The organism is Pseudomonas sp. FBCC-B1565 (assembly GCF_059133265.1).
In genome coordinates this window covers 573,878-595,695 of record NZ_CP101438.1, presented here as the reverse complement: position 1 = coordinate 595,695, position 21,818 = coordinate 573,878, and the positions used below count along the sequence as shown (strand labels likewise).

Annotated in this window: 19 protein-coding genes; 11 read left to right on the top strand and 8 right to left on the bottom strand. The window is 62.3% G+C overall.

What is annotated here, in order from left to right; translation table 11 throughout:
* Window positions 1-91: 91 nt before the first annotated feature.
* The 6 genes from NL123_RS02720 to bioB all read right to left on the bottom strand — a co-directional run bounded on the left by NL123_RS02720 (window position 92) and on the right by bioB (window position 5,098).
* Entirely contained in the window at window positions 92-373 is a 282-nt protein-coding gene (locus NL123_RS02720) for a hypothetical protein (protein ID WP_058426691.1), read from the bottom strand.
* 106 nt (window positions 374-479) lie between these two features.
* A complete protein-coding gene (gene bioD, locus NL123_RS02715; protein ID WP_494357178.1) occupies window positions 480-1,160 on the bottom strand; it encodes a dethiobiotin synthase in 681 nt (226 codons plus the stop codon).
* Entirely contained in the window at window positions 1,157-1,969 is an 813-nt protein-coding gene (gene bioC / locus NL123_RS02710; RefSeq protein WP_248484973.1) for a malonyl-ACP O-methyltransferase BioC, read from the bottom strand. The genes bioD and bioC overlap by 4 nt, the downstream gene beginning before the upstream one ends.
* Window positions 1,962-2,693 (bottom strand): alpha/beta fold hydrolase, encoded by a 732-nt coding sequence (locus tag NL123_RS02705; protein WP_248484974.1) that lies wholly within the window; start codon window positions 2,691-2,693, stop codon window positions 1,962-1,964. Before NL123_RS02705 ends, bioC begins: the two co-directional genes overlap by 8 nt.
* Entirely contained in the window at window positions 2,686-3,867 is a 1,182-nt protein-coding gene (gene bioF, locus NL123_RS02700; RefSeq protein ID WP_494357177.1) for an 8-amino-7-oxononanoate synthase, read from the bottom strand. Before bioF ends, NL123_RS02705 begins: the two co-directional genes overlap by 8 nt.
* 175 nt (window positions 3,868-4,042) lie before the next feature.
* Window positions 4,043-5,098 (bottom strand): biotin synthase BioB, encoded by a 1,056-nt coding sequence (gene bioB, locus NL123_RS02695; protein ID WP_058426686.1) that lies wholly within the window; start codon window positions 5,096-5,098, stop codon window positions 4,043-4,045.
* Window positions 5,099-5,190: 92 nt separating this feature from the next.
* Here bioB and NL123_RS02690 point away from each other — a divergent pair, with 92 nt between their 5' ends.
* The 5 genes from NL123_RS02690 to rarD all read left to right on the top strand — a co-directional run bounded on the left by NL123_RS02690 (window position 5,191) and on the right by rarD (window position 10,827).
* Window positions 5,191-5,928 (top strand): ComFC family protein, encoded by a 738-nt coding sequence (locus NL123_RS02690; RefSeq protein ID WP_494357176.1) that lies wholly within the window; start codon window positions 5,191-5,193, stop codon window positions 5,926-5,928.
* Between the two features lie 58 nt (window positions 5,929-5,986).
* The gene (locus NL123_RS02685; protein WP_494357175.1) at window positions 5,987-6,751 is read left to right on the top strand and encodes a TOBE domain-containing protein; all 765 of its coding nucleotides are present in this window, start codon (window positions 5,987-5,989) and stop codon (window positions 6,749-6,751) included.
* 79 nt (window positions 6,752-6,830) lie between these two features.
* On the top strand, window positions 6,831-8,729 hold the full coding sequence (locus NL123_RS02680) for a PhoX family protein (RefSeq protein ID WP_494357174.1): 1,899 nt from the start codon (window positions 6,831-6,833) through the stop codon (window positions 8,727-8,729).
* Window positions 8,730-8,912: 183 nt separating this feature from the next.
* Window positions 8,913-9,887, top strand: coding sequence for a serine/threonine protein kinase (locus NL123_RS02675; RefSeq protein ID WP_010207031.1), 975 nt, complete (start codon window positions 8,913-8,915; stop codon window positions 9,885-9,887).
* Window positions 9,888-9,942: 55 nt separating this feature from the next.
* Window positions 9,943-10,827: an EamA family transporter RarD gene (rarD, locus tag NL123_RS02670; protein ID WP_494357173.1), complete on the top strand. Its 885-nt coding sequence runs from the start codon at window positions 9,943-9,945 to the stop codon at window positions 10,825-10,827.
* A gap of 223 nt (window positions 10,828-11,050) precedes the next feature.
* Here rarD and NL123_RS02665 read toward each other — a convergent pair whose 3' ends face one another.
* Window positions 11,051-11,563 (bottom strand): glycine cleavage system transcriptional repressor, encoded by a 513-nt coding sequence (locus NL123_RS02665; RefSeq protein WP_248484979.1) that lies wholly within the window; start codon window positions 11,561-11,563, stop codon window positions 11,051-11,053.
* A 266-nt stretch (window positions 11,564-11,829) separates the two neighbouring features.
* On the opposite strand from NL123_RS02665, the gene NL123_RS02660 reads away from it, so the two are divergent.
* Entirely contained in the window at window positions 11,830-14,007 is a 2,178-nt protein-coding gene (locus NL123_RS02660) for a malate synthase G (RefSeq protein ID WP_494357172.1), read from the top strand.
* 149 nt (window positions 14,008-14,156) lie between these two features.
* Here the strand turns inward: NL123_RS02660 and NL123_RS02655 are convergent, their stop codons facing one another.
* On the bottom strand, window positions 14,157-14,603 hold the full coding sequence (locus NL123_RS02655) for a response regulator (RefSeq protein WP_058426679.1): 447 nt from the start codon (window positions 14,601-14,603) through the stop codon (window positions 14,157-14,159).
* A 246-nt stretch (window positions 14,604-14,849) separates the two neighbouring features.
* On the opposite strand from NL123_RS02655, the gene NL123_RS02650 reads away from it, so the two are divergent.
* The 5 genes from NL123_RS02650 to NL123_RS02630 all read left to right on the top strand — a co-directional run bounded on the left by NL123_RS02650 (window position 14,850) and on the right by NL123_RS02630 (window position 21,798).
* Entirely contained in the window at window positions 14,850-16,772 is a 1,923-nt protein-coding gene (locus tag NL123_RS02650; protein ID WP_494357171.1) for a putative nucleotidyltransferase substrate binding domain-containing protein, read from the top strand.
* The gene (locus tag NL123_RS02645; protein WP_494357170.1) at window positions 16,769-17,476 is read left to right on the top strand and encodes a 3'-5' exonuclease; all 708 of its coding nucleotides are present in this window, start codon (window positions 16,769-16,771) and stop codon (window positions 17,474-17,476) included. Before NL123_RS02650 ends, NL123_RS02645 begins: the two co-directional genes overlap by 4 nt.
* 181 nt (window positions 17,477-17,657) lie before the next feature.
* Window positions 17,658-18,176, top strand: a complete 519-nt coding sequence (locus NL123_RS02640; protein ID WP_494357169.1) for an RNA polymerase sigma factor — start codon at window positions 17,658-17,660, stop codon at window positions 18,174-18,176.
* Window positions 18,173-19,141, top strand: a complete 969-nt coding sequence (locus NL123_RS02635; RefSeq protein ID WP_494357168.1) for a FecR domain-containing protein — start codon at window positions 18,173-18,175, stop codon at window positions 19,139-19,141. Before NL123_RS02640 ends, NL123_RS02635 begins: the two co-directional genes overlap by 4 nt.
* 227 nt (window positions 19,142-19,368) lie before the next feature.
* Window positions 19,369-21,798, top strand: coding sequence for a TonB-dependent siderophore receptor (locus NL123_RS02630; protein WP_494357167.1), 2,430 nt, complete (start codon window positions 19,369-19,371; stop codon window positions 21,796-21,798).
* Window positions 21,799-21,818: the final 20 nt, after the last annotated feature.

The window sequence follows — 21,818 nt, the reverse complement described above, 5'->3', positions numbered from 1 at the left end:
CCCCCGATAGCGCAGTGTCAGCCATACACACATTGGCTGGTCCATCACTATCGGGGGCAAGCCCCCTCCCACATTTTTTAGCGCCAGCAGATCAGGCGTAGGTGTCGATCAGGGTACCGAGCATTTCATCGGAAGCCTTGGCGACTTTAGCGCCGAGTTCCACTTGGAACTTGCCTTGGGCCATTTCAACCATGTTGCTGGCCGAGTTGGACGGCTGGGCGCGGTCGTTGGCTTGCAGACGGTCGCTTTGCGCGTCCGATGGCTGAGTGGTCGCGGCGCTGGCAATTCTGCCGGCGGCCTGATCGACACGGTTCTGCCCGGACTGAATGCTGCTCAGGCCCGAGTAAAACGCGCTGCTTCCAGAGATTTCCATGGCGTAAGCCTGCCTTTAGAGAATCGTGAAGTTGAATTGAAGCAGATATCCCGTCAAAGGGCTCGTCAAAAACACTAATGGCATAATGCCTTGTCGATAGCCAAAATCAGTCAAGCAGGTCCAGTTGCAAGTACTCGGCAACCGCTTCAGCCCCGGCGTGCTTGAGTTTCGGCACACGCCCCAAGCATGGCGCAGGCAGGCGCTCAGCCAGGGTGGCAAGGTTTTCTTCCAGACGGGAGGTCTTGGGGTCGATGATATTCGCCACCCACCCGGCCAACGGCAGGCCATCCCGGGCGATGGCTTCGGCGGTCAGCAAGGCATGGCTGATGCAACCCAGGCGCACCCCCACCACCAGGATCACCGGCAATTTCAGCGCCATGGCCAGGTCCGACATATTCGCCTGGTCAGCCAATGGCACGCGCCAGCCACCGGCGCCTTCGATCAGGGTGAAATCCGCTTGCCGTGCCAGGATCTGCTGCATGGGCTTCAACAACGATTGCACGGTGAGCGAGAAACCCGCCTCCCGCGCCGCCAGATGGGGTGCGATGGCCGGTTCGAACGCCACCGGATTGACCTCGGCATAACTCAACGGCAGCGAGCATTCGGACAGCAACGCCAACGCATCGGCGTTGCGCAAGCCCTTGGGCGTGACCTGGCAACCGGAGGCCACCGGCTTACCCGCCGCGGTGCTTCTGCCGGCTTGCCGCGCCGCGTGCAACAGACCGGCGGCGATGGTGGTTTTGCCGACATCGGTGTCGGTGCCGGTGATGAAGTAGGCGGCGCTCATAGAGGTTTCTCCAGTACGGCATACACCACTTGGTAAGTCGCCGGCAGGCCTTGGGCCTGGCGGAACCGCTCATACGCGTGCACCAGTGCAACAATCCGCGCGCGCCCCGTCAACCCACCGGGGCGACCGGGGTTGAGGTTATGCGCGCCCAGGGCCTTCAATTCGTGGGTCAGGCTGCGCACATCCGGGTAATGCAACACATGAGGACGGCGCTCCAGGCTCACCACCCGCAGGCCGCTGGCCGCACACACTTGTTGATACGCCTCGAAGGTGCGGAAGCGATTGACATGCACCAGGCCATCCGCCGCACGCCAGCTCTCGCGCAGCTCTTCCAGGGTGCCCGTGCAGAGACTGGCGAAGGCCAGCACACCGCCCGGTTGCAACACCCGATGGGCCTCGCTGAGTACCGCCTCGAAATTCGCACACCACTGCACCGCGAGGGACGAGAAGATCAGCTGCACGCTGTCAGCTTTGAGCGGCAAGCGTTCGGCGTCGCCGGCGATGAAGTGCTCGGCGCCACCCAGGGGGCGTGCGTGGTTGAGCATGCCTTCGGCGATGTCCAACGCGATGCCTTGGCTGGCGGGCCAGCGCTCCCCCAGCACACGGCTGAAATAACCGGTGCCGCAGCCCATGTCCAACCAACGTTGCGGCGCGGTATCGGCCGGTAAGCGCGCCAGCAATTGGCAGCCCACCGCCCGCTGCAACTCGGCGACGCTGTCGTAACTGGCGGCGGCACGGGAAAAGGACGCCGCCACCTGGCGCTTGTCCGGCAACGCACCCGGCAGCGGGGCGTGGGATAAATCAGTCATCGACGCACTCATGCAAAAAAGCCTGGATGGCCCCCGCTACACCGTGAGGGTCTTCCAGAAGAAAAGCGTGGCCGGCCTGTTCAATCAGGCCGATTTCAACATCCGGCAGCAGGGCCAGCAGGTCGCTGGCGGCTTCGGCGGGCACCAACCCATCCAGGCCGGCGAACAGGTGCAACTGCGGGCCGCGATAGGCCAATAAGGCTTCACGGGTATCCAACTGGGCGAGTAGCTCAAGGCCGGGCATCAACACACTGGGCGGCGTGTTCGGCGCGCTACTGACCAGCAGGCGCGACAGCCCGCGCGGGTCTTCGGCACCCTTGGCGCACAACAAACCGAAGCGTTTGAGGGTGACTTGGGAGTCGGCATGGCAGCCGGCGAGGAATGCATCGAAGGTCTCGGCGGGCATCGCGCTTGGCCAGCCAGCGTGGGCGACGAAACACGGGTTACTCGCCAGCGTCAGCAGGCCGCAGCAACGTTCGCCGCGCCGCGCCGCCAGTTCCGAGGCCAGCATGCCGCCCAGGGACCAGCCGCCCAGCCAGGCGTTGTCCGGCAGCGTAGCGTCGAGTTCGTCGAGCCACTCGTTCAGGTCGCTGGAGTCCAGTGCAGGCAACGGTTCGATCTGCACCTGCAGGTGCTCGTCCAAACCTTGCAAGGCGGCGGCCAACGGCTCCAGCGGCGATACACCGAGGCCCCAGCCGGGCAGTAATATCAGTCGATCACGCATGGCCTCGCTCCGAACTGCCTAACAAGCGGAAACACGCTTCCAATGCGTTTAACAATAGCTGCACCTGCGCCGCGCTGTGGGCTGCCGTCAATGTCACGCGCAGACGCGCGCTGCCGGCGGGCACGGTGGGTGGGCGGATCGCCGTCACCATCAGGCCGCGTTCACGCAGCATCTGCGACAGGCGCACGGCCTTGGCGCTGTCGCCGATCAGGATGGGTTGGATCGGCGTAAAGCTGTCCATCAGCTCCAGCCCAATCTGCTCGGCGCCCTGGCGGAACTGGCGGATCAGGCGGTTGAGGTGCTCGCGCCGCCAATGTTCGCTGCGCAACAGTTCCAGGCTTTTCAAGGTGGCACAGGCCAGGGCGGGCGGTTGGCTGGTGGTGTAGATGTACGGGCGGGCGAACTGGATCAGGCTTTCGATCAGCTCTTCACTGCCGGCCACAAATGCCCCGGCCGTGCCGAACGCCTTGCCGAGGGTGCCGACCAGCACCGGCACGTCCTCCTGGCTCAGGCCGAAATGCTCGACGATCCCGCCGCCGTTGGCGCCCAGGGGGCCAAAGCCATGGGCGTCATCTACCATCAACCAGGCGCCTTTGGCCTTGGTTTCGCGGGCCAGCGCGGGCAGGTCGGCCAGGTCGCCGTCCATGCTGAATACACCATCGGTGACCACTAGGGTATTGCCGGTAGCTTTCTCCAGGCGCTTGGCCAGGCTCTGCACATCGTTATGCAGGTAACGATTGAAACGCGCACCCGAGAGCAAGCCCGCATCCAGCAGCGACGCATGGTTGAGACGGTCTTCCAGCACCGTATCGCCCTGCCCCACCAATGCCGTGACCGCGCCGAGGTTGGCCATGTAGCCGGTGGTAAACAGCAGCGCACGCGGGCGACCGGTGAGGTCGGCCAGGGCTTCTTCCAGTTCATGGTGTGGCGTGGCATGCCCGACCACCAGGTGCGAAGCGCCGCCGCCCACACCCCAACGCGAGGCACCGGCGCGCCAGGCCTCGATCACCTGCGGGTGATTGGCCAGGCCCAGGTAATCGTTATTGCAGAACGCCAGCAGCGGCTGGCCGTCCACCACCACTTCCGGGCCCTGGGGGCTGTCGAGTAGCGGGCGTTGGCGATAAAGGTGTTCGGCACGGCGGGCAGCGAGACGCGCGGCGAGATCGAAAGACATGCAGGCCTCGATTAAACAGATGTAGGCGGTCAAGAATGTGGCGGGGATCCAGTGTGGGAGGGGGCTTGCCCCCGATTGCAATCTGTCAGTTGATGCAGGTGTCGACTGACCCATCGCTATCGGGGGCAAGCCCCCTCCCACACAAGCCGTTTCCCACAGGTGGCTGGCATTTCAATCAAACAACGGCGTTATAGAACTGCTCGCTGCTCTTCTGCTCCACCAACGCCTGCTCGATGGCCGCCTGGTGCACTTCATCGGCATGCTCTTCACGGGCTTCCGGCAGGATGCCCAGGCGCGCAAACAGTTGCATGTCCTTGTCAGCCTGCGGGTTGGCGGTGGTCAGCAACTTGTCGCCGTAGAAGATGGAGTTGGCACCGGCAAAGAACGCCAACGCCTGCATCTGCTCGTTCATCGCTTCACGGCCGGCCGACAGGCGCACATGGGACTTCGGCATCAGGATGCGCGCCACGGCGAGCATGCGGATGAAGTCGAACGGGTCGATGTCTTCGGCGTTTTCCAGCGGCGTACCCGCCACTTTCACCAGCATGTTGATCGGCACCGACTCCGGATGCTCCGGCAGGTTGGCCAGTTGGATCAGCAAATTGGCGCGGTCGTCGAGAGACTCGCCCATGCCGAGGATGCCGCCGGAGCAGATCTTCATCCCCGAATCACGTACATAGGCCAGGGTTTGCAGGCGCTCGCTGTAGGTACGGGTGGTGATGATGCTGCCGTAGAACTCCGGCGAGGTGTCGAGGTTGTGGTTGTAGTAGTCCAGGCCGGCCTGGGCCAGGGCTTCTGTCTGGTCCTGGTCGAGGCGGCCGAGGGTCATGCAGGTTTCAAGGCCCATGGCCTTTACGCCTTTGACCATCTGCAACACGTAGGGCATGTCTTTGGCCGACGGGTGCTTCCAGGCGGCGCCCATGCAGAAGCGCGTCGAGCCGATGGCTTTGGCGCGGGCAGCCTCTTCGAGGACCTTCTGCACTTCCATCAGCTTCTCTTTTTCGAGGCCGGTGTTGTAGTGGCCCGACTGCGGACAATATTTGCAATCTTCCGGGCAGGCGCCGGTCTTGATCGAGAGCAGCGTCGACACTTGCACACGGTTGGCGTCGAAATGCGCGCGGTGCACGGTCTGCGCCTGGAACAGCAGGTCATTGAATGGCTGCACGAACAGCGCTTTGACTTCGGCGAGGGACCAATCGTGACGCAAGGTGGCGGTGGTGCTGGCGCTCATGGGCGATTCCTTGATTATGCTTTGGCAAGCGCTGCGGGAAGGGCAATACCCACAGGCACGACACGGATGCTCGGCATATTTAAGGAAGATTCATGCACTGTCAACCGAGATACAAACACCAGGTTTACATCTGGTTAAATAACATACAAAGCTGTTTGATCTGTGATGAAGCGACACAATCCGCCCATTGTGTGTGCAACGTCTGCGAAACCGAGCTGCCCTGGCTCATGGAGCACTGCGATGTGTGTGCCCTGCCCCTGCCGATGGAGGGTTTGACTTGCGGGCAATGCCAAAAAAATCCCCCTGCGTTTAAACAGGTCATCGCCCCCTGGTCCTACAGCTTTCCCATCGACAGCCTGATCAGCCGCTTCAAGCATCAGGCACGCTGGCCCCTCGGGCAGATGCTGGCGTGGCTGTTGGCGCAGCACCTGCACCATCGCTTTGATAACACCGGACTCACCCGCCCCGACTGCCTGCTACCGGTGCCCATGGCCCGCAAGCGCCTGCGCGAACGCGGCTACAACCAGGCGTTGATGCTGGCACGCTGGCTCAGCAGCGACTTGAACATTCCCCACGATGAACAGCTGTTGTTACGCCCCCATGAAACCGTGGCACAGCAGGCACTCGACGCCAAGACCCGTAAACGCAACCTGCTCGGTGCCTTCGCCCTGGCGCCCCACGCCCAGGTGCAGGGCCGCCACTTCGCCCTGGTCGACGACGTGCTGACGACCGGCGCCACGGCCCATAGCCTGGCGCGGTTATTGATGAACGCCGGTGCGAAGCAGGTCGATGTGTATTGCCTGGCCCGCACGCCCAAACCGGGCAGTTGACTTGACTCCAGCCCACCTTGCCCGCAACGTTCGGCTCATCCCAGCCAAGCGTATCCACATGTCTCTGCCAACCTCCCTCAGCCAACACATCATCCGCCGCCCCCAGCGCATTGCCTTGCTGGCACATATCGCCGAGCAGGGCTCCATCACCCGTGCGGCCAAAAGCGCAGGCTTGAGTTACAAGGCGGCGTGGGATGCCATCGACGAGCTGAACAACCTGGCACAAAAGCCGTTGGTGGAACGCAGCGTGGGCGGCAAGGGCGGTGGTGGCGCGAAGCTGACGGCCGAAGGTGAGCGCGTGCTGCGTCTTTACCAGCGCCTGCAAGTGCTGCAAGCCGAAGTGCTGGGTTCCGATGAAGCCGCCAGCGACTTCAACCTGCTCGGCCGCTTGATGCTGCGCACCAGCGCGCGCAACCAATTGCATGGCCAGGTGATCGCCATCGAGCAGCAGGGCCGTAACGACCTGATCCGCCTGCAACTGGCCGGTGGCCTGAGCCTGGACGCGCAGGTCACCCATGACAGCACGCAACGCCTGGAACTGGAAACCGGCGTGGAAGTGGTGGCGCTGATCAAGGCCGGCTGGCTGGAAGTGCTCGCATCCGAGCAAGCTGCAACACCTGGACACAATTGCATGAGCGGCACCGTCGACGTCATTCTCGACGCCGACGACGGCCCCAGCGAAGTGCGCATTGCCCTGCCCAATGGCCAGGTTTTATGCGCCCTGGCGCGGCCCGAGGCACTCAAGGACGTGGGCGCCGCCGAAGGTAAAACCATCACCGTGCAATTCGCGCCAAGCAATGTGCTGCTCGGCACGCCGGTGTAGGCGCAGCCCGCCTTCAAACTGCAACAATTTCGTCACGCCCGCTCCTTATGGTGTCTGCAAAAACCGCAGGGAGCCTGAGATGAGCCTATTAGAAGAAAACCAAGCCACCGACCTGGAACAGATGGTCGGCCTCACCCGCCGCCGCTTTATCGGCGCCGGTGCGCTGTGCGGTGCCGCGATGTTCCTCGGCGGCAACCTGCTGAGCCGCAGCGCCCTGGCCGTCAACGCCGCCAGCGCCAGCCCACTGCTGGGCTTTACCAGCATCGCCGCCGCCACCAGTGACGCCATCACCTTGCCGCCAGGCTACAGCGCCTCGGTGCTGATCAGTTGGGGCCAACCGCTGAGCAAGAACGCACCCGCCTTCGACCCGTCCGGCAACGGCACGGCCAAGGCCCAGGAGCAGCAGTTCGGTGACAACAACGACGGCATGAGCCTGTTCGCCTTCCCGGGCGACGACAACCGTGCGCTGATGGCGATCAACAACGAATACACCAATTACCGCTACCTCTTCGCCCACGGCGGCGCGCCGCAATCGGCCGAAGACGTGCGCAAGGCCCAGGCCAGCGAAGGCGTGTCGGTGATCGAAGTGCGGCGCAAGGGCGACACCTGGCAGTTCGTGCAGGACTCGCGCTACAACCGGCGCATCCACGGCAACTCGCCGATCAATCTCAGCGGCCCCGCCGCCGGCCACGCCTGGCTGAAAACCAGCGCCGACAAAACCGGCAAGAAGGCCCTCGGCACTTTCCAGAACTGCGCCAACGGCAAGACACCGTGGGGCACCTATCTGACGTGCGAAGAGAACTTCACCGACTGTTTTGGCAGCAGCAACCCACAACAAACCTTCGACGCCGGGCAGAAACGCTACGGGGTGGTAGCCGCCAGCAAAGACATCAACTGGCACCCGCACGACCCGCGCTTTGACATCGCCAAGAACCCCAACGAGCTCAACCGCCACGGTTGGGTGGTGGAAATCGACCCGTTCGACCCCAAGTCCACCCCCGTCAAACGCACCGCCCTGGGCCGCTTCAAGCATGAAAACGCCGCCCTGGCCGAAACCCGTGACGGCCGCGCCGTGGTGTACATGGGCGACGACGAACGCGGCGAGTTCATCTACAAGTTCGTCAGCCGCGACCCGATCAACCACCACAACCCCAAGGCCAACAAGGACCTGCTCGACCACGGCACCTTGTACGTGGCGATCTTCGATGCGGGCGACGGCAACGCCGACCATCCCAAGGGCAAGGGCCAATGGGTCGAGCTCAGCCACGGCAAGAACGGCATCGACGCCAGCACAGGTTTCGCCAGCCAGGCCGAGGTGCTGATCCACGCGCGCCTGGCCGCCAGTGTGGTGAAAGCCACGCGCATGGACCGCCCGGAATGGATCGTGGTCAGCCCCACCGATGGCCAGGTCTATTGCACCCTCACCAACAATGCCAAGCGCGGTGAAGACGGCCAGCCGGTGGGCGGCCCCAACCCGCGTGAGAAAAACGTCTACGGCCAGATCCTGCGCTGGAAGGCCGACGCGGATAACCATGGCTCCACGGAGTTCAGCTGGGACCTGTTTGTGGTGGCCGGCAACCCGGGCGTGCACGCTGGCACGCCGAAGGGCGGCTCGTCGAACATCAACCCGCAGAACATGTTCAACAGCCCGGATGGCCTGGGTTTCGACAAGGCCGGACGCCTGTGGATTCTCACCGATGGCGACTACAGCAACGCGGGTGACTTCGCGGGCATGGGCAATAACCAGATGCTCTGCGCCGACCCGTCTACCGGGGAAATCCGCCGTTTCATGGTAGGGCCGGTGGCCTGTGAGGTGACAGGCATCAGCTTCTCGCCGGATCAGAAGACGCTGTTTGTGGGGATTCAGCACCCAGGCGAAACAGGCGGTTCGACCTGGCCGGAGCATCTGACGAATGGCAAGCCGCGCTCGTCAGTGATGGCAATTCGGCGGGATGACGGCGGTATCGTCGGCGCCTGACAAAGCCTCATCGGGGGCAAGCCCCCTCCCACACTGACTGTGTTCACAGTCAAAATATGTGAATGCAGTCAATGTGGGAGGGGGCTTGCCCCCGATAGCAATGGCACAGCCACCACCTATCTCAGCCCCGGTGCGTTACCATACCCGGCCGGACGCGGCGCCCTGCTGCGCGCAGGAGTTCGCATGGCCCACCCGTTTGAAACACTCACCCCCGACCTGGTACTCGACGCTGTCGAAAGCATCGGTTTCCTCAGCGATGCGCGCGTATTGGCGCTCAACAGCTACGAAAACCGCGTCTACCAAGTGGGCATCGAAGACTCCGAGCCGCTGATCGCCAAGTTCTATCGCCCGCAGCGCTGGACCAACGAGGCGATCCTTGAAGAACACCGCTTCACCTTCGAACTGGCCGAATGCGAAGTGCCGGTGGTGGCACCGCTGATCCACAACGGCGAAAGCCTGTTCGAACATGCCGGCTTCCGCTTCACCCTGTTCCCGCGCCGTGGCGGCCGTGCGCCGGAACCGGGCAACCTCGACCAACTCTATCGCCTCGGGCAACTGCTCGGCCGTTTGCATGCGGTGGGCTCGACCCGCCCGTTCGAACATCGTGAAGCCCTGGGCGTGAAGAACTTCGGTCACGATTCCCTCACCACCTTGCTGGAAGGCAATTTCATCCCCAAAAGCCTGCTGCCGGCCTACGAGTCCGTGGCCCGCGACCTGCTCAAGCGCGTGGAAGAGGTGTACAAGGCCACGCCGCACAAGAACATCCGCATGCACGGCGATTGCCACCCCGGCAACATGATGTGCCGCGACGAGATGTTCCACATCGTCGACCTGGATGACTGCCGCATGGGCCCGGCGGTTCAGGACCTGTGGATGATGCTCGCCGGCGACCGTCAGGAATGCCTGGGGCAACTGTCGGAGTTGATGGACGGCTATCAGGAGTTCCACGACTTCGACCCGCGTGAACTGGCGCTGATCGAACCCCTGCGCGCCTTGCGCCTGATGCATTACAGCGCCTGGCTGGCACGGCGCTGGGATGACCCGGCGTTCCCCCATAGTTTCCCGTGGTTTGGCAGTGAGCGGTATTGGGGCGATCAGGTGTTGGCCTTGCGCGAACAGCTCTCGGCGTTGAATGAAGAGCCACTGAAGCTGTTTTGACTGACAAATATCCTTACAATCGCGCTTTGTTAGCTGCCTAAGCAAGGATTTCGCAATGCAAGCCGCCAACCCCCGCAAGGGGTACATCCTGGGCCTGAGCGCCTATGTCATCTGGGGTCTGTTCCCGCTCTACTTCAAAGCCATCGCCAGCGTGCCCGCCGCCGAAATCATCGTGCACCGCGTGCTGTGGTCGGCGCTGTTCGGCGGTTTGCTGTTGATGGTCTGGAAGCATCCCGGCTGGTTTCGCGAACTGCGTGACAACCCCAAGCGCCTGGCGATCCTGGCCCTCAGTGGGTCGTTAATCGCGGGTAACTGGCTGACCTACGTGTGGTCGGTCAACACCGGGCGCATGCTGGAAGCGAGCCTGGGTTACTACATCAACCCGTTGGTGAATGTGGTGCTGGGCATGTTGATCCTGGGTGAACGCCTGCGCCGTTTACAGTGGGTCGCCGTTGGGCTGGCTGCGGTGGGTGTGGCGCAACAGGTGTGGCAGGTGGGCAGCTTGCCGTGGGTGTCGCTGGTACTGGCGTTGACCTTTGGTTTCTACGGGCTGATCCGCAAGCAGGCACCGGTGAAAGCGCTGCCAGGGCTGGTGGTGGAAACCTGGATGCTGGTGCCGATTGCGGTTGCATGGCTGCTGTTCAATCCGACCGCCCACAGTGCGCAGATGGAATTCTGGGGCACCTCCGAAGCCTGGTGGCTGGTAGCCGCCGGCCCGGTGACACTGATCCCGCTGGTGTGTTTCAACGCCGCCGCACGGCATTTGCCCTATACCGCCCTGGGCTTTTTGCAGTACGTCGCGCCGACCCTGGTATTGCTGGAAGCCGTGCTGCTGTTCGGCGAGCATCTGGCACCAAGCACCTTGACGGCCTTCGCGTTCATCTGGGCGGGCCTGGTGGTGTACAGCGTGGATATCTGGCTCAGCGCACACAAACGCTGATCAAATAACGTACAAACCTCTGCAAGCCATAATCTACGTGGCTTGCAGACATCCACCCCAAGGTTATCCACAACCTGATCCCCGCCATTTGTTCACAAGCCCTTGAAACTGCTCGTTTTTTGCTCAAGTAGCGAAGAACCCCGCACGGCGTGGCCTGGCGCCGGGTCTCTACAGGTTATCCACAGGCCCATGCAAGATTTCCATGCATAACCCTGTGGGCAGATTATTCCTCGTGGTGCAGCTCCACCATCAGATCATCGGCCAGGGTTTCCAGGGACAATTGCAAAGTATCCAGGGATAACGCTGCCGGCACCTGCAACAGCGCCTCGGCGGTAAACAACGGATCACCGCTCATGGGCGCCGGGCGCACGTCCGTGCTCAGGCTCTCCAGGTTCACGCCCTGCTTGCTCAGCAGCGCCGTGATCTCGCGCACAATGCCCGCACGGTCATTGCCCACCAGCGTCATCATGATCGACTTGGAGGCTGAGGCCTGCCCGCTGCTGCCCTCACCCACCAGCACGCGAATGCCGTGTGTGGATAAGTCCTCCAGCGCACCGACCAGCGCCTGACGGTTCTCTGTAGGAACGCCGACGCGCAGGATCCCGGCAAATTGCCCGGCCATGTGCGCCATGCGGCTTTCCAGCCAGTTGCCACCGTGGGCGGCGATGTTCTGTGCGATGCGCTCGACCAGACCGGGTTTGTCGGCGGCGATAATTGTGAGTACAAGATGGTCCATGGCAAAGCCCTCTGAATTCAATCTACAAGGTGGACTCGGAAGCCCTCGAAAACAAATCGTGTACCATTTTTATATTTATCTGGAACAATCCAATAGTTTTTTGAGAACATCCGGTTCTCCGCTGTGACCGTACGACCAAAGTGGGTCGCTAAACGACGTATTTAGTCTAATTTTCACAACCGCAAGTCATCATGTAGTATGCCCAACCGTGCACTACATAATGAAAATCTGAAAAAGCGCATAAGCTCCGCAGAGTGAGGCAAGCAATGACTGAACACGTTCAAGTCGGTGGCCTGCAGGTCGCCAAAGTCCTGTTCGACTTCGTGAACAACGAAGCCATTCCCGGTACCGGCATCACTGCCGACCAGTTCTGGGCCGGTGCCGACAAGGTCATCCACGACCTGGCACCGAAGAACAAAGCCCTACTCGCCAAACGCGACGATTTCCAAGCGCGGATCGATACCTGGCACCAGACTCACGCAGGCCAGGCGCACGACCCGGTGGCTTACAAAGCCTTCCTGCAAGACATTGGATACCTGCTGCCAGAAGCCGCGGATTTCCAGGCCACGACCCAAAACGTCGATGACGAGATCGCCCGCATGGCCGGCCCGCAGCTGGTGGTGCCGGTGATGAACGCGCGCTTCGCCCTCAACGCCTCGAATGCGCGTTGGGGCTCGCTGTATGACGCGCTGTATGGCACCGACGCCATCAGCGAAGCCGACGGCGCCGAGAAGGGCCAGGGCTACAACAAGGTCCGTGGCGACAAGGTGATCGCCTTCGCCCGCGCCTTCCTCGATGAGGCCGCCCCGCTTAGCGCTGGCAGCCATGTGGAGTCGACCGGCTACAAGATCGTTGATGGCACGCTGATCGTCAGCCTCAAGGGCGGCAGCAACAGCGGCCTGCGCGACGATGCCCAGTTGATCGGCTACCAGGGCCCTGCGGCCGAGCCGATTGCGATCCTGCTGAAACACAACGGCCTGCACTTCGAAATCCAGATCGACGCCAGCACCCCGGTCGGCCAGACCGACGCCGCCGGCGTCAAAGACGTGCTGGTGGAAGCCGCGCTGACCACCATCATGGACTGCGAAGACTCCGTCGCTGCCGTGGATGCCGACGACAAAGTGGTGATCTACCGCAATTGGCTCGGCCTGATGAAGGGCGACCTGGCCGAAGAAGTGGCCAAGGGCGGCAAGACCTTCACCCGCACCATGAACGCCGACCGCGTGTACACCGGCGTAAATGGCCAGGATGTGACGCTGCATGGCCGTTCGCTGCTGTTCGTGCGCAACGTGGGTCATCTGATGACCATCGACGCGATCCTCGACAAAGACGGCAACGAAGTGCCCGAAGGCATTCTCGACGGGCTGATCACCAGCCTGGCCGCGATCCACAGCCTCAACGGCAACAGCAGCCGCAAGAACAGCCGCACCGGTTCCGTGTACATCGTGAAACCGAAGATGCACGGCCCGGAAGAAGCCGCGTTCACCAACGAGCTGTTCGGTCGCATCGAAGACGTGCTGAAGCTGCCGCGCAATACCCTGAAAGTCGGGATCATGGACGAGGAACGCCGCACCACGGTCAACCTCAAGGCCTGCATCAAGGCCGCCAGCGAGCGCGTGGTGTTTATCAACACCGGTTTCCTCGACCGTACCGGCGACGAGATCCACACCTCCATGGAAGCCGGCGCGATGGTGCGCAAGGCGGCAATGAAGGCGGAAAAATGGATCGGCGCGTATGAAAACTGGAACGTCGATATCGGCTTGAGCACCGGCCTGCAAGGCCGTGCGCAGATCGGTAAAGGCATGTGGGCGATGCCCGACCTGATGGCGGCGATGCTCGAACAGAAAATCGCCCATCCACTGGCCGGCGCCAACACCGCGTGGGTACCGTCGCCTACGGCGGCTGCGCTGCACGTGTTGCACTACCACAAGGTCGACGTATTCGCCCGCCAGGCCGAATTGGCCAAGCGCGAACGCGCGTCGGTGGACGACATCCTGACCATTCCCCTGGCCAGCAACACTGATTGGTCTGACGAAGAGATCCGCAACGAGCTGGACAACAACGCCCAAGGCATCCTGGGCTATGTGGTGCGCTGGATCGACCAGGGCGTCGGCTGTTCGAAAGTGCCGGACATCAACGATGTGGGCCTGATGGAAGACCGCGCCACCCTGCGTATCTCCAGCCAGCACATCGCCAACTGGCTGCGCCACGGCATCGTCAACGAAGCCCAGGTGATGGAAAGCCTCAAGCGCATGGCGCCGGTGGTAGACCGTCAGAATGCCGGGGACAAACTGTATCGCCCACTGGCACCGGACTTCGACAGCAACATCGCGTTCCAGGCAGCGGTGGAGTTGGTGATTGAAGGGACCAAGCAGCCAAACGGGTACACCGAGCCGGTGCTGCACCGTCGGCGTCGGGAGTTCAAGGCTAAAAACGGCCTGTAAATGAAAAAGCCCTGATCGAGAGATCGGGGCTTTTTCTTTAGGGTTGTGGTGGCTGAACTGGCGCTATCGGGGGCAAGCCCCCTCCCACAACTAATAGAACATGTGGGAGGGGGCTTGCCCCCGATGAGGCCGTTATAGACACCGCAGAATCAGGACGCCATCCCCAACTCCCGCTTCACCATCTTTGCCAATTTCACGCTATCAATCGGCTTGAGCAAGAAGTCCACCACGCTCAAATGCATCGCATCGATCACGTCCGGCGCTTCGGCGTCCCCCGACATGATGATGATCGGCAGCGCTGCCCGGGTGGATTCACGCACTTGTCGGATCAGTTCCAGGCCATTGCTGGGCGCCATGCGCAGGTCGGTGATCAGCAAACCGATGGAGCTGCTGGACTTCAACAAATCCCACGCTGCCTCACCACTGTCGGCAGTCATGCAGCGAATGCCGTCCAGCCCCAGGATTTCCGCCAGCAGTTCACGCGCGTCCTTGTCGTCGTCAACAATCAACACGCGTTGTGGCGGTAAATCAGGCTCCAGCATCACGGCGCTCAGCGCCTCGCGCTCGGCATCGCTCAAAATATCGTGGTCGGACATACAGTTCTCAGCAATTCTCATCTAGCTCCCAGCACACTCGTCAGACATCTGCGGAAGGGCGATCAATGTGCACTTCGTCGGAAAGTTTGACTAGTGGGTGTTCTACGGGGTTTGGACGATAGTCATGTAAGGTTTTTCCCTAGGTGTGTGCCGTTTGTATCGACCTAGACTTACGTCCAATGGGCACCCGCTGCGCAGGAGTCGACCATGAGGGACGATAACGACAAAAAAACTGCGGTCACTGTTATGAGTAAAGCTGATGCCTACGCCCAGGCGGGGAAAACTGCCGTATTGCAAAATATCCACGGCACCCTGCAATTCCTGCAACGTTTCCCGCCGTTCAACCAGATGGAAAACGCCCACCTGGCGTTTTTGGTGGAACAGTGTCAGTTACGCTTCTACAGCCCCGGCGACAGCATCCTCAAACCATCGGGCGGGCCGGTAGAGCATTTTTATATCGTCAAGCAGGGCCGCGTTGTGGGCGAGCGGCCGGACAGCGCCGAAACCACCTTTGAAATCACGACGGGCGAATGCTTCCCCCTGGCAGCCCTGCTCGGTGAACGGGCCACCCGCACCGAGCACAAGGCCGCCGAAGACACCTTCTGCCTGCAACTGAACAAACCGGCGTTTATCAAGCTGTTCGCGCTGTCCAGCCCGTTTCGCGACTTTGCCCTGCGCGGCGTCAGCAGCCTGTTGGACCAGGTCAACCAGCAAGTGCAGCAAAAGGCGGTGGAAACCCTTGGCACTCAATACTCCCTGAACACTCGCCTGGGTGAATTGGCCATGCGCCACCCGGTAATGTGCAGCCCAACCACCCCGCTGCGCGAGGCCGTCACGCTGATGCATGAGCAGCAGGTGGGCAGCATCGTGATCGTCGATGAACACAAAGCGCCCCTGGGGATTTTCACCCTGCGTGACCTGCGCCAGGTGGTGGCCGATGGCACCAGCGATTTCAGCCGGGCCATTGAAGGCCATATGACCCAGGCACCGTTCTTCCTGACCCCGGACCACAGCGCCTTCGACGCCGCTATCGCCATGACCGAACGGCATATCGCCCATGTGTGTCTGGTCAAGGAACAGCGCCTGTGCGGCGTGGTGTCCGAGCGCGACCTGTTTTCCCTGCAACGCGTGGACCTGGTGCACCTGGCGCGCACCATCCGCAACGCACCGCGGGTGGACAACCTGGTGGCGATTCGCGGTGAAATCGGTCAACTGGTGGAGCGCATGCTGGCCCATGGCGCGTCGTCCACCCAGATCACCCACATTATTACCCTGCTCAACGACCACACCGTGTGCCGGGTGATCGAACTGACCCTGGCCGAAAAAGGCGACCCCGGCGTGCCGTTCAGCTGGTTGTGCTTCGGTAGCGAAGGCCGCCGCGAGCAGACGCTGTACACCGACCAGGACAACGGCATCCTGTTCGACGCCAAGGATGCCGCCGAAGCGGCCGAAATACGTGGTCGGCTGCTGCCGCTGGCACAGCAGGTCAACCAGAGCCTGGCGCTGTGCGGGTTCAGCCTGTGCAAGGGCAATATCATGGCCGGCAACCCGGAACTGTGCCTGTCGCGGGCCGAATGGGCGCGGCGTTTTGCAGCGTTTATCCGCGAGGCCACGCCGGAGAATCTGCTGGGTTCCAGCATTTATTTCGATCTGCGCGTGGTGTGGGGCGATGAACGTGGCTGCGAGCAACTGCGCCAGGGCATTCTGGATCAGGTCGCGGACAACCGGTTGTTCCAACGCATGCTGGCCGAGAACGCGTTGCGCCAGCGCCCACCTGTAGGACGTTTCCGCGAGTTTGTGCTGACCCGTAAAGGTGGCGAGAAAGCCACCCTCGACCTCAAGGTGCAGGGTCTTACGCCGTTTGTGGACGGCGCGCGCCTGCTGGCCCTGGCCAATGGCATCCACGCCAACAACACCCTGGAGCGCCTGCGCCAACTGGTGATCAAGGAAGTAATCGAGCGCCTGGACGGCGCCGCCTATGAAGAGGCCTACCACTTTATCCAGCAAACCCGCATGCAGCAGCACCAGTTGCAGACCCGCGAGAACCAGCCGTATTCCAACCGTGTCGACCCCGACAGCCTCAACCATCTGGACCGACGCATCCTGCGGGAATCCCTGCGTCAGGCCCAACGCCTGCAAAGCAGCCTGACGTTGCGGTATCAGCTGTGAGCTTGTTCAACTGGCTGCGTACGAAAAAGCCTGGGTTAGACAGCACGCAACAACAGCGCCTGGAGCAACTGTGCAAGCCTTCACTGCTAGGCAACCAACCTTTGCGCAGCCAGCGCTGGGTCGTGGTGGACCTGGAAACCAGCGGCCTGAACCTCAATCGCGACCAGGTGCTGTCCATCGGCGCGGTGGTGATCGAGGACGGTGCGGTGGATTTCTCCCAGATGTTCGAACGCACCCTGCAACGCGCCGAGACCAGACTCAGCCCCAGCGTGCTGATCCACGGCCTCGGCCCCAGTGCCATTGCCGCCGGCAGCGACCCGGCCGAGGCACTGCTGGATTTCATGGAGTTCGTCGGCGATAGCCCCTTGCTGGCCTTCCATGCGCCATTCGATCAACACATGCTGTGCCGGGCGCTCAAGGACAGCCTGGGTTACCGCCTGGCCCACCCGTTCCTGGACGTGGCCGACATCGCCCCTTTGCTGTGCCCCGACGCGCATATCCGCGAGGCCGGGCTGGACGACTGGATCAACCATTTCAACCTGCACGTGGGCGAACGCCATCATGCCAGCGCCGATGCCCTGGCCACGGCGGAGCTGATGCTCATCCTGTTCAGCCGCGCGCGGGCGCAACACATCGACACGCCACAGGCGCTGCAAGAGCGCTTGAGCCAATGGAAACGGCGTCAACACGCGCACTCTTTCTAACACCGCTGACCTTTGTAGTGAGCAGGCTTGTTGTGGCGAGCGGGCTTGCCACAGAAAGCCCGTTCGCCACAAGAGCATCCCCCCTTCGAACCGACAGACGCCAATTGCGCACACTCCACGGCTCTGACACAATCGCGAATAATTCTCGTTAGTTTAAACATCGCGTTTACCAGGTGATGCCTTGTCGTCGATCCAGAACCCACGCAGTGAGCTTGTTGGTACGTTGTATCGCGACCATCGTGGCTGGCTGTTGACCTGGCTTCGACGCAACGTGGCCTGCCCCAGCCGCGCCGAAGACCTGAGCCAGGACACTTTCATGCGCCTGCTCGGCCGTGATGAGTTGCGCGCCCCCCGTGAACCCCGTGCGTTTCTGGTGGCGATCGCCAAGGGCTTGTTGTTCGACTACTTCCGCCGCGCCGCCCTGGAACAGGCCTACCTCACCGAACTGATGCTGATCCCGGAGAGCGAACACCCCTCGCCGGAAGAACAGCAACTGATCCTCGAAGACCTCAAGGCCATCGACCGCCTGCTCGGCAAACTGTCGAGCAAGGCCCGCGCCGCCTTCCTCTATAACCGCCTCGACGGCCTGGGCCACGCGGAAATCGCCCAGCGCCTCGGCGTCTCGGTGCCGCGGGTGCGCCAGTACCTGGCCCAGGGCATTCGCCAGTGCTACATCGCACTGTACGGCGAGCCGCAGTGACGGTGATCAGTTCCAAACCGGTCTCGGCCCGCGTGCTGGATGCCGCGATTGCCTGGCAGCTGTCCCTTGATTCAGGTGACGGCAGCGCCATTGAGCGCGAAGAGTTCGATAAATGGCTGGCCAGCGATGAAGAGCACGCCCGCGCGTGGCGCCAACTGGGCATGCTCGACCAGCGGTTCAGCGTGGCCTCGGGCCCGGCACGGGTAGCGTTGTTGCAATCGCGCGACAGCATTCGCCAACGCGTGCGCAAGCTGGGCAGTGGGCTGGCGAGCATTGCACTGGTGATCGGCCTGGCGTTGTTTGCCGGCGAGCGCTATGTGCCGATCCACTATTGGCTGGCCGACCAACGCACCGCCACGGGTGAACAGCGCACGCTGAAGCTGGCAGACGGTACGGTGATCAACCTCAATACCCACAGCGCCATCGACGTGCGTTTTGATGAAAAGCGCCGGCTGATCGTGTTGCAGGAAGGCGAGATCCTGGTCGAGACCGGCCATAACGATGCGCGCCCGTTCTATGTGCAAACCCGCGACGGCAGCCTGCGGGCGCTGGGTACGCGGTTTATCGTCAAGCGCGAAAACGACGCCACGCGCTTGAGCGTGCTGCAATCGGCGGTGGCTGCCCAGCCCGAGGCGCTGCACCAGGAGCAGATTTTCAAGGAAGGCCAGCAAGTGCTGATGCGCAGCGACGGCCTCGGCCCACTGCTGGCCGTTACCCCCGCCACCGACGCCTGGACCCGCGGCATGCTGGTGGTGGACAACGCCCGCCTGGGCGATGTGATCGAGGAATTGAGCCGCTACCGCACCGGTTATCTGGGTGTGGATAAAAACGTGGCCGATTTGCGCATCACCGGCAGCTTCCCATTGCGCGACACCACGCTCGCGCTCAATGCGCTGCTGCCGACCCTGCCGGTGCAGATCGAGCAGCACACGCCGTGGTGGGTGACGGTTAAGGGCAAGCCTTAGTTTTAGCGGTGCCTTGGCTATCGCTTTCGCAGGCAAGCCAGCTCCCACACTTGACCGCGTTCTACCTGAAAAAACACGGTCGAATGTGGGAGCCGGGCTTGCCCGCGAAGAGGCCCGCAAGCACACCTTACGCCCCGGGGAAAAATATTTTCAGCCTGCTCTATCACTTTCTGATTCTCGTTCGGCACATAGGCAATTGCGAATTACTTCCATTCAGGAGCCGCCCTATGTCCCGCACGCTAGACACCTTGTTGCGCCCCAGCCTGTTAGCCGTGGCCATTGCCCTCGGCGCCCCGCTGGTCAGCCCTTTGCTGATCGCCGCCGAGCAGGCGTCCAGCGTGCGCGCCTACAACTTGCCGGCGGCGCCACTGGCGAGCACCCTGAACCAGATCGCCAGCCAGGGCGGCCTGGCACTGACCCTCAGCCCGGCGCTGGCATCGGGCAAGACCTCGGCGCCGGTCCAGGGCCAGTTCGACGCACCCGGTGCGCTGCGTGAGGCGTTGCGTGGGACGGGCCTGCAGTTGGAGCAAAGCAGTGCGGGCACTTACACCCTGGTGCCGGTTCCGGAAGGCGTCGTAGCGTTGCCGACCACCAATATCACCGGCCAGGACAGCTATGAAAGCGCCTGGGGCCCGGTCGACGGTTACCTGGCCAAGCGCACCGCCGCCGGCACCAAGACTGACACCGCGTTGGTCGAGGCGCCGCGCTCGATCTCGGTTGCAACGCGCCAGCAGATGCAGGACCGCAACGTGCAGAACCTGGATGACGCGGTTAAATACATGCCCGGCATCGTCTCCGCCAGCTACGGCAGCGACACCCGCTACGACTGGATGCGTGTGCGCGGCTTCGAACCGACCCAGTTCCTCGACGGCCTGCCGCTGCCACGCGGTGTGTACGCCAACCCGAAAGCCGAAACCTGGAACCTCGACCGCCTCGCCCTGCTGCGCGGCCCGGCCTCGTCGATCTACGGCCAGACCCCACCGGGCGGCCTGCTGGACATGGTCAGCCGCCGCCCCAGTGCCGAGTCGAGCAATGCCGTACAGGTGCAATACGGCAGCGACAACTACCGCCAGATCAACTTCGCCAGCACCGGCAAGATCGATGACGAAGGCCGGTTCCTCTATGGCCTCAGCGGCGTGGTGCGGGATGCCGGCACCCAGGTCGATCATATCGACAACAAGCGCTACAACATTGCGCCGAGCCTGACCTGGAACATCGACCCGGACACCAAGCTGACGTTCCTTTCGCAGTTCACCCGCGACGATACGGGCACCACCAGCCAGTTCATGCCGATCCAGGGCACCAAGATCAAATCGCCGCTGGGCGAGGTGTCCCACCACAAGAACCTGGGCGACCCGGACTACGAGTTCTACGACCGTACCTACTACGCGCTGGGCTATGCGTTCGAGCATCGCTTCAACGACACCTGGCAGTTCAAGCAGAACCTGCGCTACACCAAGTCCGAGCTGGACTTCCAACAGCTGACCGTGGGTTCTTATGCCTTCTCCCCAGCGGATGCGGCGGGCAATATCAGCCGGTCGACCACCAACGTGAATGAAAGCATCGGCCAGTTCGCGCTGGACAACAACTTCCAGGCGGACTTCGCCACCGGCGACATCACCCACACCTTGCTGCTCGGCCTGGATCACCAGCGCACCGATACCACCTATCGCGCGATCTACGGTACAGCGTCGAATATCAACATCTTCAACCCGGTCAATACCCAACCGACTGTGCGCCCTACCGGCGTCCGCCCTTTTTACGACTACAACCAGAAGACCGTGCAAACCGGCCTCTACGCGCAGGACCAGATGGCCCTGGACCAATGGCGCCTGGCCGTGGGTGGGCGTGAGGACTGGGTGCATCAGGGCACCACCTATTTCAACGATAACGATGCGACCAACACCGACCGCATCAAGCACTTCAGTGGCAACGCGGCGCTGAGCTATGTGTTCGATTCGGGCTTCGTGCCGTACTTGTCCTACGCCGAATCCTTCCAACCGGCGAGCAACGCCGACACCAATGCCACCAAGACCTTCAAGCCGACCGAAGGCAAGCAGTGGGAAATGGGCGTCAAGTACCAGCCGCCCGGCTCCAACACGCTGCTGAGTGCGGCGGTCTACGACCTGACCCAGAAGAATGTGCAGGTGACCACCCTCGGCGCCGGCGGCCAGCAAATCAACAGCCAGACCGGCGAAGTGAAGGTCAAGGGCCTGGAGCTGGAAGCCGTGTCTGATGTGACCGAGAACCTCAAGGTCATCGCCGCCTACACCCTGGCGAAATCCGAGGTGCAAAAAGGCATCTACAAAGGCAACCGCCTGACCTTGATGCCGAACCAGCAAGCCTCCCTGTGGACCGACTACACCTGGCACACCGGCCTGCTCGACGGCTTCGGCATCGGCTTTGGCGCCCGCTACACCGGCAACACCTACGGCGACCAGGCCAACACCTGGCTGGGCAAGGCCAACGCCTACACCGTATTCGACGGCGCGGTGCACTACGACCTCGGCCGCCTGGACAACAGCCTCAAGGGCGCATCGGTCAAGTTGAACGCCACCAACCTGTTCAACAAGGACTACCTGTCCACCTGTGACGGCAACTACTGCTACTTCGGCGACCAACGCAGCGTCGTCGCCAGCGCCACCTACCAGTGGTAATCAGCTGAGTTAACCGCCGG

Bases quoted from the DNA above. Each gene is read 5' to 3' on its own strand.
- bioC (WP_248484973.1), bottom strand. From the start codon at position 1,969: ATGACTGATTTATCCCACGCCCCGCTGCCGGGTGCGTTGCCGGACAAG.
- NL123_RS02680 (WP_494357174.1), top strand. From the start codon at position 6,831: ATGAGCCTATTAGAAGAAAACCAAGCCACCGACCTGGAACAGATGGTC.
- NL123_RS02655 (WP_058426679.1), bottom strand. From the start codon at position 14,603: ATGTCCGACCACGATATTTTGAGCGATGCCGAGCGCGAGGCGCTGAGC.
- NL123_RS02660 (WP_494357172.1), top strand. From the start codon at position 11,830: ATGACTGAACACGTTCAAGTCGGTGGCCTGCAGGTCGCCAAAGTCCTG.
- NL123_RS02675 (WP_010207031.1), top strand. From the start codon at position 8,913: ATGGCCCACCCGTTTGAAACACTCACCCCCGACCTGGTACTCGACGCT.
- NL123_RS02690 (WP_494357176.1), top strand. From the start codon at position 5,191: ATGCACTGTCAACCGAGATACAAACACCAGGTTTACATCTGGTTAAAT.
- NL123_RS02665 (WP_248484979.1), bottom strand. From the start codon at position 11,563: ATGGACCATCTTGTACTCACAATTATCGCCGCCGACAAACCCGGTCTG.
- NL123_RS02705 (WP_248484974.1), bottom strand. From the start codon at position 2,693: ATGCGTGATCGACTGATATTACTGCCCGGCTGGGGCCTCGGTGTATCG.
- NL123_RS02650 (WP_494357171.1), top strand. From the start codon at position 14,850: ATGAGTAAAGCTGATGCCTACGCCCAGGCGGGGAAAACTGCCGTATTG.
- NL123_RS02685 (WP_494357175.1), top strand. From the start codon at position 5,987: ATGTCTCTGCCAACCTCCCTCAGCCAACACATCATCCGCCGCCCCCAG.
- bioD (WP_494357178.1), bottom strand. From the start codon at position 1,160: ATGAGCGCCGCCTACTTCATCACCGGCACCGACACCGATGTCGGCAAA.
- NL123_RS02720 (WP_058426691.1), bottom strand. From the start codon at position 373: ATGGAAATCTCTGGAAGCAGCGCGTTTTACTCGGGCCTGAGCAGCATT.
- rarD (WP_494357173.1), top strand. From the start codon at position 9,943: ATGCAAGCCGCCAACCCCCGCAAGGGGTACATCCTGGGCCTGAGCGCC.
- NL123_RS02630 (WP_494357167.1), top strand. From the start codon at position 19,369: ATGTCCCGCACGCTAGACACCTTGTTGCGCCCCAGCCTGTTAGCCGTG.
- bioF (WP_494357177.1), bottom strand. From the start codon at position 3,867: ATGTCTTTCGATCTCGCCGCGCGTCTCGCTGCCCGCCGTGCCGAACAC.
- bioB (WP_058426686.1), bottom strand. From the start codon at position 5,098: ATGAGCGCCAGCACCACCGCCACCTTGCGTCACGATTGGTCCCTCGCC.